General features: G+C 43.7%; 12 protein-coding genes. 10 read left to right on the top strand and 2 right to left on the bottom strand.

Annotated features, from left to right (window positions below):
- Complete coding sequence (gene dinG, locus K0H61_RS11170) at positions 1-2073, bottom strand: ATP-dependent DNA helicase DinG (protein ID WP_220049308.1); 2073 nt, start codon at positions 2071-2073, stop codon at positions 1-3.
- A gap of 103 nt (positions 2074-2176) precedes the next feature.
- Between dinG and K0H61_RS11165 the strand changes: the two genes are divergently transcribed.
- The 9 genes from K0H61_RS11165 to K0H61_RS11125 all read left to right on the top strand — a co-directional run bounded on the left by K0H61_RS11165 (position 2177) and on the right by K0H61_RS11125 (position 14652).
- Positions 2177-4600, top strand: coding sequence for a DNA polymerase II (locus K0H61_RS11165; protein ID WP_220052667.1), 2424 nt, complete (start codon positions 2177-2179; stop codon positions 4598-4600).
- 219 nt (positions 4601-4819) lie between these two features.
- Positions 4820-6028 (top strand): porin, encoded by a 1209-nt coding sequence (locus K0H61_RS11160; protein WP_220049306.1) that lies wholly within the window; start codon positions 4820-4822, stop codon positions 6026-6028.
- A 362-nt stretch (positions 6029-6390) separates the two neighbouring features.
- The gene (locus K0H61_RS11155; RefSeq protein ID WP_220049305.1) at positions 6391-9150 is read left to right on the top strand and encodes a TonB-dependent receptor; all 2760 of its coding nucleotides are present in this window, start codon (positions 6391-6393) and stop codon (positions 9148-9150) included.
- Positions 9151-9698: 548 nt separating this feature from the next.
- Positions 9699-10481: a DUF3450 domain-containing protein gene (locus K0H61_RS11150; RefSeq protein ID WP_220049303.1), complete on the top strand. Its 783-nt coding sequence runs from the start codon at positions 9699-9701 to the stop codon at positions 10479-10481.
- Entirely contained in the window at positions 10481-11839 is a 1359-nt protein-coding gene (locus K0H61_RS11145) for a MotA/TolQ/ExbB proton channel family protein (protein WP_220049301.1), read from the top strand. The genes K0H61_RS11150 and K0H61_RS11145 overlap by 1 nt, the downstream gene beginning before the upstream one ends.
- Positions 11839-12366 carry a MotA/TolQ/ExbB proton channel family protein gene (locus tag K0H61_RS11140; protein WP_220049300.1) on the top strand — a complete coding sequence of 176 codons (528 nt, stop codon included), beginning with the start codon at positions 11839-11841 and terminating at the stop codon, positions 12364-12366. Before K0H61_RS11145 ends, K0H61_RS11140 begins: the two co-directional genes overlap by 1 nt.
- A 13-nt stretch (positions 12367-12379) precedes the next feature.
- Complete coding sequence (locus K0H61_RS11135) at positions 12380-12784, top strand: ExbD/TolR family protein (RefSeq protein ID WP_011623215.1); 405 nt, start codon at positions 12380-12382, stop codon at positions 12782-12784.
- Position 12785: 1 nt separating this feature from the next.
- A complete protein-coding gene (locus K0H61_RS11130; RefSeq protein ID WP_220049298.1) occupies positions 12786-13406 on the top strand; it encodes an energy transducer TonB in 621 nt (206 codons plus the stop codon).
- 1 nt (position 13407) lies between these two features.
- A complete protein-coding gene (locus tag K0H61_RS11125; RefSeq protein WP_220049297.1) occupies positions 13408-14652 on the top strand; it encodes a tetratricopeptide repeat protein in 1245 nt (414 codons plus the stop codon).
- Between the two features lie 72 nt (positions 14653-14724).
- Here K0H61_RS11125 and K0H61_RS11120 read toward each other — a convergent pair whose 3' ends face one another.
- On the bottom strand, positions 14725-15234 hold the full coding sequence (locus K0H61_RS11120) for a diguanylate cyclase domain-containing protein (protein ID WP_220049295.1): 510 nt from the start codon (positions 15232-15234) through the stop codon (positions 14725-14727).
- 79 nt (positions 15235-15313) lie between these two features.
- On the opposite strand from K0H61_RS11120, the gene K0H61_RS11115 reads away from it, so the two are divergent.
- A complete protein-coding gene (locus K0H61_RS11115; RefSeq protein WP_220049293.1) occupies positions 15314-17137 on the top strand; it encodes a DUF885 domain-containing protein in 1824 nt (607 codons plus the stop codon).
- Positions 17138-17147: the final 10 nt, after the last annotated feature.

Here is a 17147-nt window from a genome sequence, read left to right as displayed (position 1 = left end):
TTACTCAATCACGCGTCTAAAGGGCGGCAGGGCATCGAGTAAGGATTTTCCGTAGCGCTTAGTCACAAGGCGGCGGTCTAGAATCGTGACTCGGCCATAATCTTGCTCCTTACGGAGTAGCCGGCCGCAGCTTTGGATAAGCTTGCGGGACGCATCGGGAATGGTCAATTGCAGAAATGGATTTCCCCCTTTGACTTTGACATATTCGGCGTGGGCCTGCTCCACCGGTGAGGTGGGCACAGCGAAGGGCAGTTTAGTCACAATCAAGTTGGTTAAGTAATCACCGGGTAAGTCTAAGCCTTCAGAAAAGCTACCAGTACCGAAGAGAATACTGGGTTCACCCTTATCGCATTTGGCCTTGTGGGTGTCGAGCAGTTGTTGCCTTGGTGCATTGCCTTGAATAAGCAGCTCTATGTCGAGTTTGCCCTCGAGTAACTCGGCGACCTTTTCCATCTGCCAGTAGGACGCAAACAGCACCAGCGTCGCCATTTCTCCTTCGATAAGCTGTAAAATGTGCTCGGCAAGCTCATCGGTATAGGCATCATCTGTAGGTTCTGTTTTCATCCTAGGCAGATACAGCGTCGCGTTATTTGGATAATCGAAGGGAGATTGCAGGGCTAAATAGCGGCTGCCATCGCGCACAGACAATCCCACCTGGTGGGCAAAATGGTCAAAATTGTTGAGTGCTCTTAAGGTTGCGCTGCAGAGCACGACGCCTGCGGCTTTTTGCCAAAGCATGGTCTCGAGCATAAACCCCACCTCAATTGGGGAGGCACTCAAAAGATAATCGACCTGTTTTCCGGTGAGTAACTCAATCCAGCGCGCCATCGGGGCGCCTTTGCTCGAGTCCACTTTTGCCATCATCTTCCATAGCTTGTGCAGATTTTCAAGCCGTTGCAACATAAAGCCCATGTCAGTTTGGAGCACTTCGGCTTGATGCTTAGGCATGTCACCGTCTTTTATAGCCTCGGCCAGTAACATCTGCATCTTGTTAAATTGCTTAAGGGCAAGGCTAGATGTGGTCGCAAGGTTTTCTGCGGGGATTTTTAGGGCGTCGGGGATTTTACCGTGCTCGAAGCGATAGCGACTCTCGGGATTCGCAAATTGCTTGGTTTGGGTATCGCAGTAATGGGCCACTTGATTGAGCTGGGCAATTAAATCACCAATATGGTCCTGCATCGCCTGGGCGGGGCCGATGATATTGTTGCTTTTAATCTGATTTTGTAGCTTGGCACTGAGTTTCCCGACCTTTTCTAGCCAATCGGATGCGCCGCGAAGGGTGGCCTGCGCACTCGAAAAGTCACGCGCCACAATGGGTAAGTGATGGGCCTCATCGATAACATAAAACACGTCTTCGGGATCCGGCAGAATAACCCCGCCGCCAAGTTCTAAATCGGCAAACAATAGACTGTGGTTGGCAATCAATACATCCCAAGTATCCACATCTTCTCGTGCCTTATGAAAGGGGCAGTTGCGATGACTCGCGACCTGGCGATGACAACTGTGTTTATCGCAGGCGATTTGTTGCCACAGATGATCGGGCAGGGGCGCAGCTAGGGTGTCTAACTCACCATTCCAGCGGCCTTCTTGAAAATCCTTTAGGAGTTCCTGCAACATCGCCACTTGGCTGTTATCGGGTTTGGTTTGCCACATGGCCATTTGGCTGCTGTTATCATCACCAATTAGCATGGCCAGTTTTGAGAGACACACGTAACGTTGTCTCCCTTTGACTAAACCGAAGCGGAAATTGAGCCCCGATTGCGCCAGAAAAAAAGGCAGATCTTTATGCAGTAACTGTTCCTGCAAAGCTACAGTAGCAGTCGCGATGCACACTTTTTTCTTACTGGCGAGTGCTAGAGGGATAGTACCTAGAATATAAGATAATGATTTACCAATGCCCGTACCCGCCTCAACGACGATGATGCGCCTGTCTTTGTCGTAGTCACCTGCGAGGGTTTTTGAGATCTCGGCCACCATATAATTTTGCTCACGACGTGGCCTAAAATTAGGCAAAGAGGTTGAGATATCTTTATATATGGCTCGGATCTGGTTTTTTACATTATCGGGTAACATGCGGCACTACTTTCTCGAATTAATGCTGTACATAATAACAGTGATTACGTAGCCTAAGAAACTTTTCTGCCAATTAAGGGCATTTTTATTGAGAACCCCAGTGATGACGGTCGAAACTAAGGCTTCAGGAATACCTCAGCCTGTGAGTGTACAGGGGCGAGTGTTGACTCGCCACGCAATTATGCGCCAAGGCCGATTAGTGCTGCAGTATTATCTCGCGACCATGAACGGCCCTGTGCTGGTGGAACTGCCTGATTCTGAGTACCTGTGCTTTTGCCATCAAAGCGAGGTGAATTCGCTTAAGCTGCAAACGCCACATATTCCATTGCGTTTTGTCTCACTGAGTCATCAAAGCTTTATGCGCCAAAGCGTGAGTGCGATTTATGCAAAATCCACAAGCGATTTTAGAACCTTACAACGTATTGCTAAGGATGCGGAGATTGCCCTATTTGAGGCGGATATTCGACCTGAACAGCGTTTTTTGATTGAGCGTTTTGTCGCACTGGATGTGGCATTTTTAGGGCATTTCATTGATCCCACTCAAGATAAGCAACCTACACAAAATCCCATTCCCGTGTTTACGGCCCTAAAAGCAAAAAGCATTGCACCACAGAGTGACATCATGCTCCGTTGTATTTCCCTCGATTTTGAATGCAGCTTCGAGGGGTTACTCTATTCGGTGGCTTTATATGGCAAAGACTCGCAGGGCACAACCTATCAAAAGGTTATCATGGTGGGTGAAGCGCAAAGTGATGCCGCAGCTTATATCGAGTGGGTAGTAAACGAGTCAGCACTCATCCACCGCTTGATTGCTTGGTTTGCTAAATACGATCCTGATTTGATCATAGGTTGGTCTGTGGTGACCTTCGACCTAGCACTGCTTTATCGGCGCGCCGCAGTCAATCGCATCCCGTTGAAGATTGGGCGGGGAGGTAAACTTCTTGAGTGGAAAGTCGACAATAAATTTCGCCCCGAAACCTTAAGTTTACCGGGAAGGGTAGTGCTGGATGGCATCGATTGGCTAAAGGCGGCTTTTTATCAGTTTGAACGTTATTCGCTGGAATTTGTATCACAAGCCCTTTTAGGTGAGGGCAAGGCCATTGAAAATGTGGAGAATCGTGCCACTGAAATTGATGAGCTATTTACAAAAGATAAGCAAGGATTAGCCCACTATAATTTAACCGATAGTCGGTTAGTGTGGGATATTTTCGAGCACACCCTATTATGGGATTTCGTGCTGGCTAGGGCTGAATTGACAGGGCTTGAGCTTGGGCGTGTTGGTGCATCGGTCGCGGCTTTCTATCATCTTTATTTACCCCATTTACACCGCAGCGGATACGTTGCTCCAGCACAGCCCGCAAGCCAAGGGATAGAAAGCCCAGGCGGGTATGTGATGGATTCAGTGCCGGGATATTATAGAAATATCCTCGTATTTGATTTTAAGAGTCTGTACCCATCGATTATTCGTACTTTCTTGATTGATCCAAAAGGGCTTATTGAAGGTTTAGCAAGTGATGAGGAAGATTGTGTCCCAGGATTTTTAGGCGCGCGTTTTAACCGAAAATCGCCAATTTTGCCTAAGCTGATTAAAAACCTTTCTGAGCAGCGTGAAAAAGCTAAACGCGAGTCCAATGGGCCTTTATCTCAGGCGATTAAAATCATCATGAATTCGCTCTATGGAGTGTTGGGTTCCCAAGGCTGTGTATTTCATGATGCCAAACTTGCCAGTTCAATTACCATGCGCGGGCATCAAATTATGAAACAAACCAGGGCATGGATAGAGGAGATGGGCTGGCAGGTGATTTATGGTGATACCGATTCGACCTTTGTTTGGCTAGGTGACGAAGCGATTGAGCAAGATATAGCCCATTTAGGCCTGCAAATCGCAAATGATATTAATCAAAAGTGGCTTAAGAAATTGAAGCGAGAATTTCAGCTAGAGAGTTTTCTTGAGTTGCAATTTGAGCGACATTACGAGCAGTTTTTTATGCCAACTCTTCGTGGGTCTGATGAGGGCAGTAAGAAACGCTATGTTGGGGCTTGGCGGGATAAAGAGGGCAAACTTGCAATAACCTTTAAAGGTATGGAGCAGGTGCGCAGCGATTGGAGTCCGCTTGCGAGGCAACTTCAAGCTGAACTCTATCATCGGATGTTTAACCAACGGGATATCAGCGATTTTTTAACGGGTGTGATTGAGGAATTATTGAACGGCAAACGGGACGATGAATTGGTTTTTAGTAAACGCATGCGCCGAAACCTAGAAGAATACACGGCAAAATCATCGCCCCATGTAAAGGTTGCGCGTCAACTCTGTGAGTTAACAGGAAAGGCATCTTTTGGCAAGCGCGGTGCGCAAATTGATTACCTTATAACTGTAAATGGCCCTGAGCCAGTTTTGTGCAGATCGTCTACAATTGACTATCAATATTACATAGATAAACAAATTAGGCCGATCGCAGAGCCAGTATTTTCAATAATGAAACTCAATTACAACGACCTGGTGTCCAAACAGTTGTTGTTAATATGATGTTTTTGTTGTTTCTCATCTGTTTAAGAAGCAGTGTTTTATAGTGATTTAATCTGTTTGTTAGTGGTTAAATGGGCTAGTTTCGTGATTTTAAGCTGGAATTTCTTAAGGTTTCACTTGGAGCAATATTGTAATGTTTGCTACTCTTCGAGGAAATTGTAAGGAAATTTAACAACGGAATGGCGTTGATAAATTATAAACGAGAAGGTTAAGCACCAAATGAACAAAACGTTAGTAGCAAATGCACTGGCTGCATTATTTCTAGCACCTACCGTATCTGCGATTGAAATTTATAAAGATGATAAAAACGCAGTCGAAATAGGTGGATTTATTGATGTTCGTGTCATAAATACCCAAGGTGAAACTGAGGTTGTGAATGGTGCTTCTCGCATTAATTTTGGTTTCAGTCGTGAATTGACCAATGGTTGGAGTGCCTTCTCTAAACTCGAATGGGGTGTTAACCCGGTTGGTAGTAGCGATATTGTGTATAGCAACCGTTTTGAATCTGTGCAGGATGAGTTTTTCTATAACCGTTTAGGGTACGCAGGGCTCAGCCATGATGACTACGGTACACTGACCATCGGTAAGCAATGGGGTGCTTGGTACGATGTTGTTTACAATACCAACTATGGCTTTGTTTGGGATGGTAATGCTGCGGGTGTTTATACATACAATAAAGACGATGGTGCAGTAAACGGCGTAGGTCGCGGCGATAAAACGGTTCAGTATCGTAACAGCTTTGGTGATGTCAGCATCGCCGTTCAAGCCCAGTTAAAAAATAGCAGTTTTTATACCTGTGATTTTAACGATATAAGCCAAGATGACTGTGAAGCATTATGGGATGCGGGTCAGAAGGAAGCCCAACAGGTTACTTTCGATTACACCTATGGTGCATCGATTACCTATAAAGCGACTGATAAACTGAGCTTAATGGCTGGTTTGAACCGCGGTGAATTCGATGTTGAATTTGGAAATGGCGATCAGAAAACGGCGGTTGACTTAATCTACGGTGTGGGTATCACTTGGGGTGATTTTGAGGCTAATGGCCTCTATGTTGCGGGTAACATTCACCGTGAAGAGAATCACGACACCGATAACATTGGTCGCCTAATTAAGGATGCATACGGGATTGAGACTTTAGTCTCTTATAAATTTGACAATGGGTTACGTCCTTTCGTTTCCTACAATATCCTCGATGCCGGCGATGACTACGTAATCCAACCTAACTTTAACGCCGACCCAAACGATGTGTTTGAACGCCAATTTGTGGTTGCGGGCTTACACTTTGTTTGGGATTCAAACACGGTTCTTTACATTGAGGGGCGCAAAGACTTTAGTGACTTTACCAGCGCCGATAAAGCTCAAGAAGCTAGAATGGCAATTTCTGAAGATGACGGTATCGCAATCGGTATTCGTTACACGCTCTAACGATTTGTAAACGTTAACTCATTAAGCACAAGAAGCCAGTCAGTAATGACTGGCTTTTTTGTTAAGCAGAATGTCTGATTGAATAATAAGCTCTATTACTAATTTATTTAATGAACTTATTTCATTGCATATTTAAAACTGCGCTGAAAGGGTTGTTACAACATTACGCGTTTGAGTAGATTAAGTTGAATGTATTTGTATTTCAAATGGGGCTTTTGGTTATTTTGTGTTGATAAAAGGTTTTGTTTGTGATTTTATTGTTGCCGCCAAGTCTGGCGTACTATTGGTAGTACACTGGTATTTAACTGCTAACCGAATAAGCAGAAAATAATAAAGACATATTATGTCCAGGGAGATAGACAATGCATAAGAATAATCTAATTGCTCAATCAGTGCGTTTTGCACTGATTGCAGGCGTTAGTGCGAGTGTTTTAAGCGCACCAGTAATCGCTGCAGACGAGACTGCAGATGTTGCAAAAGTAGAGCGTATTGCGGTAACTGGTTCACGTATCAAGCGTGCAGATCTGGAAACAGCAAGTCCAGTAAGTGTTATTGACGCTTCAGCCATTCTTTCTTCTGGAGCAGTATCTATTGATGATGTGCTGCAAAAAATGACATCAGCGGGTGGTGCTATGACCAACGCTGGTATAAACAACGGTTCAGGTGGTAACGCTCGAATCAACTTAAGAGGTTTAGGTACGAGCCGTACATTAGTTCTTGTTAATGGTCGCCGTATGATTGCATCCGGTACTGGTGCATCATCTACTGTTGATTTGAACACAATCCCTGTATCCATGATCCAACGTGTAGAAGTACTGAAAGACGGTGCTTCAGCAGTTTATGGTACTGATGCTATCGCTGGTGTTGTTAACATTATTTTAAAACGTGATTACGAAGGTTTTGAAGTTAATGTCCAAACTGGTATCTCTGCTGATGGCGATGCTGATGAATCTACTATTGATCTGACACTTGGTAACACTTTCGATAAAGGTAATATTGTTTTTGGCGCTCAATACACTAAACGTGGTGAAGCAAGCCAAGCAGACCGTGGTTTCTCTGATTGCCCTATTACCGAAACTAGACCAAATGCAAATGGTGAAATTAGCCTGTATTGTGGTGGTAGTTCATACAACCAAGGCGGTCATATTTGGGGTGACTATAACTTTGGCATCGTAGGGTCTGGTGAAAATGGTAAGTATGCCATAGGCGATAAAGGATACTACGGTCAATACGTTGATAATGGTAAAGGTGAAGCTAAATTCGAATATTTCGATGGTATGTCTGAAGCAAACATAACAGGCCGTGGTGGTAGTTACCATGATTATGCTACTGCTAATGATGCGTATAACTATGCAAAAGATAGTTATTTGTTTACGCCTATGGAACGTTTGAATTTAACTGTTTCTGGAACTTACGAATTAACCGACACAACTCGATTCTTCTCTGAAGCCATGTACTCTAAGCGTTGGTCTAATCAGCAAATGGCTCCACAACCTATTTGGAACAACGATCCTTGGGTTTATGATCCTATCTCTGCTGGTGGTTGGATGACCGATGACCTCTTACCTTGGGTTCAACCAGGTGAAGAGCTAGCCTACGGCCGTCGCATGGTTGAATCTGGTACTCGTGATTTTGATCAAGTTGTCGATACCATCCGTATTGTATTGGGTGTTGAAGGCGAATTTGAAAACGGCTGGAGCTGGGATCTTTCTTATAACAAAGGTCGTAACGACTCAGTTGATACTTTAGCTAACCTACACAATCTAGGCTCAATTAATGATGCAGTATTAGCCGGTGATTTCGATCCATTCCTACAATCTTCATGGATGGGTGATAGCATCGCTCCGTATATCTATACAGAAGTTAATAGTGGTGGTAGCGAGTTAGATATCGCAGCTGCAACTTTAACGGGTGATATTTTAGATTTACCTGCCGGTACAATGGGCTTCGCTGCTGGTTGGGAACACCGTAAAGAAGCTGCTCACTACACTCCTGACTCATTAACTGCCCAAGGTCTGGCGAACGATCCCCCAGTAGAATCTACTTCTGGCGAGTTCAGTGTTGACGAAGTTTATGCTGAATTAGCTGTTCCTTTACTGAGCAATTTGCCGTTAGTAGAACAACTGGACTTAAGTGCTGCAATGCGTTATTTCGACTATAGCTCTTTTGGCAGTGATACTACTTGGAAGCTAGGTCTGACATGGCGTGTATATGATGATTTAATGCTGCGTGGCGGTTTATCTACAGCATTCCGTGCACCAACAGTAAGTGAGCTTTACGGTGGTGCATCACCGTCGTTTGATCAAATTGTTCATCCAGCTACTGAGCAAGACCAAGCTGAAGTGACAGTTGGTGGTAACGATTTGCTGACTCCAGAAGAAGCTGATATCACAACTGCAGGTTTAGTGTACTCACCAAGCTTCGTAGATGGCCTGTCAATGACTGTTGACTACTATGATATTGAGATTTCGAACACTATTACATCAGTTGATTCTAACTATGTAGCCAACATGTGTATGGATGCATCTGGTAATAAGATCAATACTAATACTGCTTTGTGCCAAGCAGCTGATATTTCTATTGATAATAGTGGCCGAATTAAGTTTAACAACGGTTTACAAAATATTGGTGAAACAAATACCTCTGGTTTCGACATCAACGTAGCTTATGCGTTTAATGCACTGTCAGTTGATTGGTTAGTGGGTTGGGATACTTCAATTTTAACTAAGTATGAAGAGTTTGACCCTGATGGTAATGCGGTAGACTACCGTGGTTACATTACTGGTGGTGTTGGTGCATACGCAAAACTTAAGAGCAATATCAATGTTACTGCTAATTTAGATGATTGGAGCTTCACTTACGAAGCTCGTTACATCGATGGGATGGATTCGTTCGCATGTCAAACTAAAGCTTGTTATGCTCCTACTGTTGGCAGTGTTGTTTATCATGACCTTTCAGGGTCTTTTGATTTAACACAAAATATCCGACTGTCAGGTGGTATCAACAACCTGTTTGATAAAGAACCTCCTTACTACACAGGTAACAATGATTCGAACACCGACCCTTATACTTATGATGTATTAGGTCGCTACTTCTTTGTTCGTGCAAGCATGAAATTTTAATCAACATTTCGAAGAAACCTGATTAAAAATTTAGAGCCCTAGGTCAACCTAGGGCTTTTTACATAAAAGTCCTCGTTATACCCCGTAAATTAATCTCCTAGTTACATTTTCCTTAGACACTTTCTGTTTTGTAAACTTATTATTTCTTAAGTTTAAACCTCAATTATTGTTACTTGACAAACAGAGTGATGAAAATATTGCTAAGTAATTGATTTGGATAATTAAATTTAAAATAGTGAACATTTGGGACTGAGATAAATAATCATATTAGTATATAAGTTGTTTATAAAACGGCCTGTTAGTACCAAGATTTGGCTTAAACTTTTTCAAAGTAGATTTTTTGCTAATTCTCAATGTTGACACAGGTCAACATTTTGTGAAATGATGCCAGCGGGTCTATGCCTGTAAAGGCATAGGAAAGGGAAGAAAAAACTAAGAAACACAAGAGAAAGACGAACTTAGCTAAAACATCATTCGAAGCATGTCTTGCTGAATATGATGTTACTGTCGAGTTAAACTTTTTATTCACTTCAAATTGGTTGGGAACTATGTCCAAGGTAAGCAATAGAACAAAAATCGCTACTGCACTTGTTGGCGTGCTGGCACTAGCGAGCAGCAACTTAGTGGTTGCAGATCCTCTTACCGACGTGCAAAAAGCGGATAGTATGATCCATGCTGATGCTGCTGCGTCGCAAAAGAATGTTGATAAATATTTCGATCAAGCACAAGACATGCTGTTTGAGTATGGTTCAGTTGCTGATGAGCGCGAGTCTCTGAAATCATATAACGATTACGTTGCCAGCTTAGTAGCTGATCAACAAAAAACAATGGATGCCGTTCAGAACGACATCAATGGTGTTGATAAACTGCGTCAAGGCGTAGTGCCTTTAATGTTTAAAATGGTTGAGTCTTTAGAACAATTCGTTCAATTAGATTTGCCTTTTAACTCTGAAATTCGTGCTAACCGCATTAAAGAATTAAAAACACTTTTAAACACTGCGGAAGTTACATTAGCAGAGAAATACCGTTTGATCTTGGATGCGTACAGCATCGAGCGTGAGTATGGTAGTGCTGTAGCAGTCAACCCAGGCAAACTGACCTTAGATGGTAAAGAAGTATTAGTAGACTTCTTCAACTTAGGCCGCGTTGCTCTGTATGCTCAAAGTTTAGATCAAAAGTCTGGCTGGATATACAACGCTGAAACTAAGGCTTGGGACAAGTTAGACGATAGCTACTTGCGTGACCTGACCAAAGGTATCCGCATTGCCCGTAAACAAGGCGCTCTAGATCTATTCGCGTTACCAATTCCTGCTGCGGAGACTGCACAATAATGAAGAAGTTAATTACTACAGCTGTTTTAGCTGCAAGTTTCTCTTTAACTGCTGGCATGGTGAGCGCTGCTGATGTTGCGCCAAAGACCATCGACCAATTGTTGCAACAAGTTAAAGTTGACCGTGCTGCAGAAGGTAAAGTTAACAGCAAACGTGAACAAGAGTTCCAAGCTGAACGTGGCGATAAAGCGGCACTGTTAAAGCGTGAAAAAGATGCTTTAGCAGCTGAAAAACAACGCGGTAAAGACTTAAACCAAGCTTTCTTAGATAACGAGCGTAAAATTGCTCAGTTAGAAGAAGACCTGAAAACAGCTCAAGGTGACTTGGGTGAGATGTTCGGTGTGGTTAAAGGTGAAGCAGGCGATTTCGCGGGTAAACTAGCCAGCTCTAACGTCAGTGCTCAGTACCCAAATCGTGACAAGTTTGTTGCTGATTTAGGTGCTCGTAAGCAACTACCAAAAATTGAAGAGTTAGAGCAATTCTGGCAAGAACAATTATTCGAAATGGCACAATCTGGTAAGGTTGTTAAATTCGAAGGTTCTGTGACTGGTATCGACGGTAACGTTAAAAACACCACTATCCACCGTATCGGTGCTTACAACTTAACTGCCGATGGCAAATACGTTGTTTACAACCCTGAATTAGGTTTAATTCAAGAGTTATCACAACAGCCTGAAGGTTACCAAGTTAGCGCAGTTGGCAAGTGGGAACAAACCGCTTCAGGTACTGCTCCTTTCTACATCGACCCAGCTCGCGGCGTACTGTTAAACATCTTCACTAACAAAGCTAGCTTTGAAGATCGTTTAGAAGCAGGTGGCACAATCGGTTACATCATTATCGGTCTGTTAGTTTTAGGTCTGCTGATCTCTATCGAACGTTTAGTGACTATGACTATCATCGGTTCAAGTGTTAACAGCCAACGTAAGAACATTGATAAACCAGGTAACAACGCCTTAGGCCGCATCCTGAAAGTTTACCAAGAAAACAAAGACGTTGACGTTGAAACTTTAGAGCTGAAACTTGACGAAGCAATTCTGAAAGAAACACCAGCGCTTGAAGCGCGTATTTCAATCATCAAAGTATTAGCAGCTATCGCTCCTATGATGGGTCTGTTAGGTACTGTAACCGGTATGATTGCAACGTTCCAAAGTATCCAATTGTTCGGTACTGGCGATCCAAAACTGATGGCTGGCGGTATCTCTATGGCGCTGATCACAACTGTACAAGGTCTGGTTGCTGCTCTGCCACTGATGTTAATGCACGCAGTTGTTGTTGCACGTAGCAAGTCAATCGTACAAGTTCTGGAAGAGCAAAGTGCTGGTATCATCGCAGCACACGCTGAGAAGAGGGCTAACTAATGATGCTATACCTGATGGACATATGGGATTCCGTCAGGGGCTTCATGGCCTCCGGAGGCGACGTCCTCTGGTTAGTTGCGGCTGTACTGTTCTTAATGTGGGTATTGATGCTTGAACGTTACTGGTATCTAAATTGGATATCGCCAAAGCAACATCAAGCAATCGTTGCCGCATGGGATGCTAGAGAGGAAACCACCTCTTGGTATGCACACCGTATCCGTGAAGCTTGGCTGTCCCAAGCGAAGCAAGATTTGAATGCACGTATGCTGATTATTAAAACCTTAGTGGCAATTTGTCCAATGATAGGTTTGTTAGGTACCGTTACCGGTATGATTTCAGTGTTCGATGTGATGGCAGTTCAGGGGACGAGTAATGCTCGTTTGATGGCGGCTGGTATTTCAATGGCGACTATGCCAACTATGGCTGGGATGGTTGCAGCATTATCGGGAGTATTCTTCAGTACTCGCCTTGATGCAAAAATGAAAATCAGTTTAGAAAAGCTAAAAGACAGCATGCCGCACCACTAGAGAGAGATTGAACATGGCACGTAAAAAGCATTCCAGTGTAGACGAGGAAGCGCAAATTGATATGACCCCGATGCTCGACATCGTGTTCATCATGCTGATCTTCTTCATTGTAACAACGTCATTCGTGAAACCATCTGGTTTGGACTATAACAAACCAAAAGCTTCACAAGCGACTTCAAAGCCTTCGGCTAACATCTTTATCGGCGTCAGCAAAACTGGCGTGATCATGATGGAAAACCGTCAGGTTGATATCGAACGTGTAACAGCAAACGTTGAGCGTATGCTTGCAGAAGCCCCTGAAGCAGCTGTGCTGATTCAAGCTGACAAAGATACGCAACACGGTTTAGTGGTTAAAGTTCTAGACCAAGTCAAAGCGGCTGGTATAGATAAGATTTCGGTATCTGCGGGGAACGATTAATATGCTAAGAGCACTAGTATCAATCCTTATTGGTGCTGCTGTGACTTTTGGTCTGTTCGCTTTTATGGCGTTCTTGGTCGGTGGAGGAGCGCAACGCGCCGAAACATCGACTGAGACCCCTGTAATTGAAATCACCATGGATAGACAGGACGCAAAAGCACAGAATAAGCCAAGGGTGGTGCCTAAGCCGCCACCACCACCAGAGCAACCTCAGAAGCCTGAGGCGACTCCACCAGATACCTCGACCAACATTGATACTTCAATGTCGTTCAGCATGGGTGGTGTTGAAGCAGGTGGCGCAAGCACTGGCTTTAAACTGGGTAATATGATGACTCGTGATGGTGATGCAACACCTATCGTTCGTATCGAGCCTCAATACCCAATTGCAGCAGCCCGTGATGGTAAAGAAGGTTGGGTGCAATTGCGCTTTACGATTAACGAGTTAGGTGGTGTAGATGATGTTGAAGTGATAAACGCTGAACCTAAACGTTTATTCGATAAAGAAGCGATTCGTGCACTGAAAAAGTGGAAATACAAGCCAAAGATTGTTGATGGCAAGCCGCTGAAGCAACCTGGCATGACAGTTCAACTTGACTTCACCTTAGACAAAGGAGGCAACTAACATGCGTAATGCAAATAAAATCGCAACAGCGCTATTGCTATCCCTTTGTGGTGTTACCTTTGCTAGCTCTGCTGTAGCTGCAGGTAACTGCGAGATTGACAAACGTCAGTCAAAGGCTGTAGGTGAAAGTGCTGCTAAGAAAGTTCAGAAGTCATTCGAAGCCTATACCAATGGCCAATTGGACCAAGCGATTTCTATTTTGCTTGAAGCTAACGCTAAGAATGATTTCGACAAGGCCTATGTCGCCCGTATGTTAGGTAACTTCTATGCCGAAAAGGGCAAGATGGATACCGCGGTTAAGTACCTAAAGCAAGCCGTTGATGCGGACATTTTAGGTGGTACTGATCATGCTGCGACATTGCGTCTCTATGCGGACTTGTTATTACAAGAGAAGAAGTTTAAAGAAGCCATTTCCTATTACTATAAGTGGATGGATTTCACCTGTAAAAACGATGCTCAAGTATATCGCCGTATTGGTATTGCTCACACAGAACTGAAACAGTGGGATAAAGTAATTGAAGTGGCTGATAAAGGCCTCGCACTTGCTGAATCTCCTGATAAAGGTCTGTATCAGATGAAACTGACGTCGTACTTCAACCAGAAGAAGTACAAACAAGCCGTTGGTGTGTTAGAAGTCATGGTTCCGTTATTCCCAAGTGACGGTAAATTATGGGTTCAATTAGCACAGTTTTATCTGATGGTAGAAGATTACGATAAATCGCTAGCAACTTATGATTTAGCTTACCGTAATGGTTTCTTGGATACGGGTGCAAATATCACTCGTTTAGCTCAGCTGATGGCACAAAAAGGTGCGCCATATCAAGCGGCTAAAATCTTCCAGAAAAACATGAAGTCTGGCTTAATCACTGAAGATGCAAAATCTCTTGAGATTTTAGCGGGCTTCTATCAAAACGCTAAAGAGTTCAAGTTAGCTGCTGAGTACTATGGCAAAGCTGCTGCAATCAATAACGATGGCAAGCTTTACCTGAAACAAGGTCGTTTACTGAGCTTAAGCGAGAAATATTCTGAAGCCATTCCTGTGCTTGAGAAATCACTTTCTCTGGGCGTAGACCACCCTGGTGAAGCAAACTTTGAATTGGCGTTAGCCCATTTAAGTTTAAAACAGTATAAGTCTGCTTATAACCGTGCAGTGTTAGCTGCCAAAGATAAGAAGACGGAGAAGAGTGCAACCAGCTATATCTCTTACATTAAAGAGAAAGCGCGTATGCACAACGTCGAGCTGTAATTCACCGATACCGTCGGTATTAAAAAAGCCCCGAAAGGGGCTTTTTTGTTGCTGCCATTTACAAAGCAATCGTTACTGTAAGTGGATTAATGCCTTGGTTTGCTGTTGATTTCGTTCTAGATCTAATGAAAGTTGCGACACATTGGCAAATAGTGATTCTATTTTGTGTGCATTCGTTGGCAGGCAAATACAGCCCGCTAATTTATAGTCAATTTTAAGCTTGTGATTTTGCGCAATTTCCCTATTGAACTCGCCAATTTGTTCCTCAATCCGTTTGAGCACCACCTCAGTACCATCTTCATCGATATTAAATAACCCTAGCGCAAAATGATTGTGATCCATTCTGGCAAGTAAGTCGGTGGCTCTTAGCAAAGCTTCTTGTACTTGTTTAGTAAAGAATTCTAACAAATGAGGTTGTTTGACTGTTTCATGTATATGGGGGCAAAGATACAATAATGCCAAGCTTTGATGTTCCCTCATATGTCTGTGCCACTCTCGATGAAAGACCTCCATAAAGTAGGTCTGGTTGTAGACACCCGTTTCAGGATCGCGAAAACCTGAATTACGAAATGAGTAGATCATTGATGAGTCTCGTCAATATGCTTTAGCTAAGTATAGGAAATGTTCGGCAATCACGAACGCCAGTGGAGAATTATAAATAATGAGAATCAGTTTAATAGCGGGTGCGATGGCCTTAGCATTTACGCTTCAGGGATGTTCAAAACCTCAGATTGCACAGTCTGAATCTTCAGCAGCACCGAGTGCTGCTCAGGTGACAGCTCAAACGGCCGAGGCTAAATATTCAACCTTAGTCGACGCTTACTTTAAGGACTTATTAAAACTTGAGCCCCTATATGCCACGTTTGTTGGGGTTAACGATTACAACGCTGATTTTGGTGGGGACTTAACTGAAGCCTATTTAAAAGCCCGTCATGATTTGAATAGCCAATATTTAGCTCAAGTTAAGGCTATCGATATTGAGCAATTGCCGAGTGATTTACAGTTGAGTTATTCGCTGTTCGTCTATGATCGCAACATGGCGCTGGTCGACGAAACTTATCCTTCGCGTTTTATCCCTATGAGCCAGTTCTACAGCACCGTTATTACTATGGTGCAACTGGGCAGTGGCGAGAGTGCGCAACCCTTTAAAACAGTTCAGGATTACCGCAATTGGTTACAGCGTTTGGATGGTTTTATTAACTGGACTAAACTGGCTCAGAACCGCATGAACGAGGGGATTGAAAGTAACGTTGTGTTACCCCATGTATTAGTTGAGCGTATTATTCCGCAATTAGACGCCACTTTAGTGGCAGATCCAACTGAGAGCATTTTTTATAATCCAATCAAACAATTCCCAGAGAGTTTTACCGAGCAGGAAAAATCGGAATTAACGGCAAGTTATGAAGCGATGATCAGTGAGCGTTTAATGCCAGCGTTAACTTCGCTTCGTGATTATTATAAAAACACATATCTATCAAAATCCCGTGGCACCGATGGCTGGTCTGCACTGCCAAATGGCAAAGCTTGGTATCAACATTTGGCCAATATGCACACCACAACCACAATGCCCGTGGAAGAAATTCATCAAATGGGGCTAAATGAAGTGGCGCGTATTCTGTCTGAAATGGATAAAGTGCGTGAGCAAGTTGGCTTTAAGGGCGATTTAAAGGCATTCTTTGCCTCTTTATCTTCTGAACCTCAGTATTTTTACAATGACCGTCAAGGCTTAATCGATGGTTATATGGTGTTAAAGGATAAAATTAATCAGGTACTTCCCCAGTACTTTAACGTGATGCCAAAGGCTGACTACGTGGTTAAACCGGTAGAAAGTTTCAGGGAGCAATCTGCAGCGGGGGCATCCTATGAATCTCCGGCCGTTGATGGTAGCCGTCCAGGGGTGTTTTATATCAATACCTATAACCTTAAGGCGCAGCCTAAGTGGGGGATGACCACATTATCACTCCATGAAGCCGCGCCTGGTCATCACTTCCAAATTGCGATTAAACAAGAGTTAACCGGTGTTCCTGAGTTCCAACGTTTCAGTGGTTACACGGCCTTTGAAGAGGGCTGGGCACTTTATGCTGAATACTTAGGGATTGAAATGGGGTTATTTACTGACCCTTACCAATACTTTGGTAAGTTATCCGACGAAATGCTGCGGGCAATGCGTCTTGTCGTTGATACCGGTCTGCACGCTAAGGGCTGGAGCCGCGAGCAAGCCATACAATATATGAAGGACAATTCGCCGATGGCGGAAACCGACATCATCGCCGAAGTCGAGCGTTACATGGCAATTCCAGGACAAGCGCTTTCCTATAAGGTGGGGCAGCTTAAGATCCTATCGCTACGTGATCGCGCCGAAAAAGCACTCGGCGATAAGTTTGACGTTAAAGCCTTCCACGATCAAATCCTCACTTCAGGTTCACTGCCAATGGCCGTGATGGAACAGAAGATAGATCGCTGGATTGCGGCCAACCAAGCTTAAGTCCGCTATC

Source organism: Shewanella acanthi, from assembly GCF_019457475.1.
In the GTDB taxonomy this organism is placed as follows: Bacteria; Pseudomonadota; Gammaproteobacteria; order Enterobacterales; family Shewanellaceae; genus Shewanella; species Shewanella acanthi.
This window is presented reverse-complemented; position numbering and strand designations above follow the sequence as displayed.

Bases quoted from the DNA above. Each gene is read 5' to 3' on its own strand.
- dinG (WP_220049308.1), bottom strand. From the start codon at position 2,073: ATGTTACCCGATAATGTAAAAAACCAGATCCGAGCCATATATAAAGAT.
- K0H61_RS11165 (WP_220052667.1), top strand. From the start codon at position 2,177: ATGACGGTCGAAACTAAGGCTTCAGGAATACCTCAGCCTGTGAGTGTA.
- K0H61_RS11160 (WP_220049306.1), top strand. From the start codon at position 4,820: ATGAACAAAACGTTAGTAGCAAATGCACTGGCTGCATTATTTCTAGCA.
- K0H61_RS11155 (WP_220049305.1), top strand. From the start codon at position 6,391: ATGCATAAGAATAATCTAATTGCTCAATCAGTGCGTTTTGCACTGATT.
- K0H61_RS11150 (WP_220049303.1), top strand. From the start codon at position 9,699: ATGTCCAAGGTAAGCAATAGAACAAAAATCGCTACTGCACTTGTTGGC.
- K0H61_RS11145 (WP_220049301.1), top strand. From the start codon at position 10,481: ATGAAGAAGTTAATTACTACAGCTGTTTTAGCTGCAAGTTTCTCTTTA.
- K0H61_RS11140 (WP_220049300.1), top strand. From the start codon at position 11,839: ATGATGCTATACCTGATGGACATATGGGATTCCGTCAGGGGCTTCATG.
- K0H61_RS11135 (WP_011623215.1), top strand. From the start codon at position 12,380: ATGGCACGTAAAAAGCATTCCAGTGTAGACGAGGAAGCGCAAATTGAT.
- K0H61_RS11130 (WP_220049298.1), top strand. From the start codon at position 12,786: ATGCTAAGAGCACTAGTATCAATCCTTATTGGTGCTGCTGTGACTTTT.
- K0H61_RS11125 (WP_220049297.1), top strand. From the start codon at position 13,408: ATGCGTAATGCAAATAAAATCGCAACAGCGCTATTGCTATCCCTTTGT.
- K0H61_RS11120 (WP_220049295.1), bottom strand. From the start codon at position 15,234: ATGATCTACTCATTTCGTAATTCAGGTTTTCGCGATCCTGAAACGGGT.
- K0H61_RS11115 (WP_220049293.1), top strand. From the start codon at position 15,314: ATGAGAATCAGTTTAATAGCGGGTGCGATGGCCTTAGCATTTACGCTT.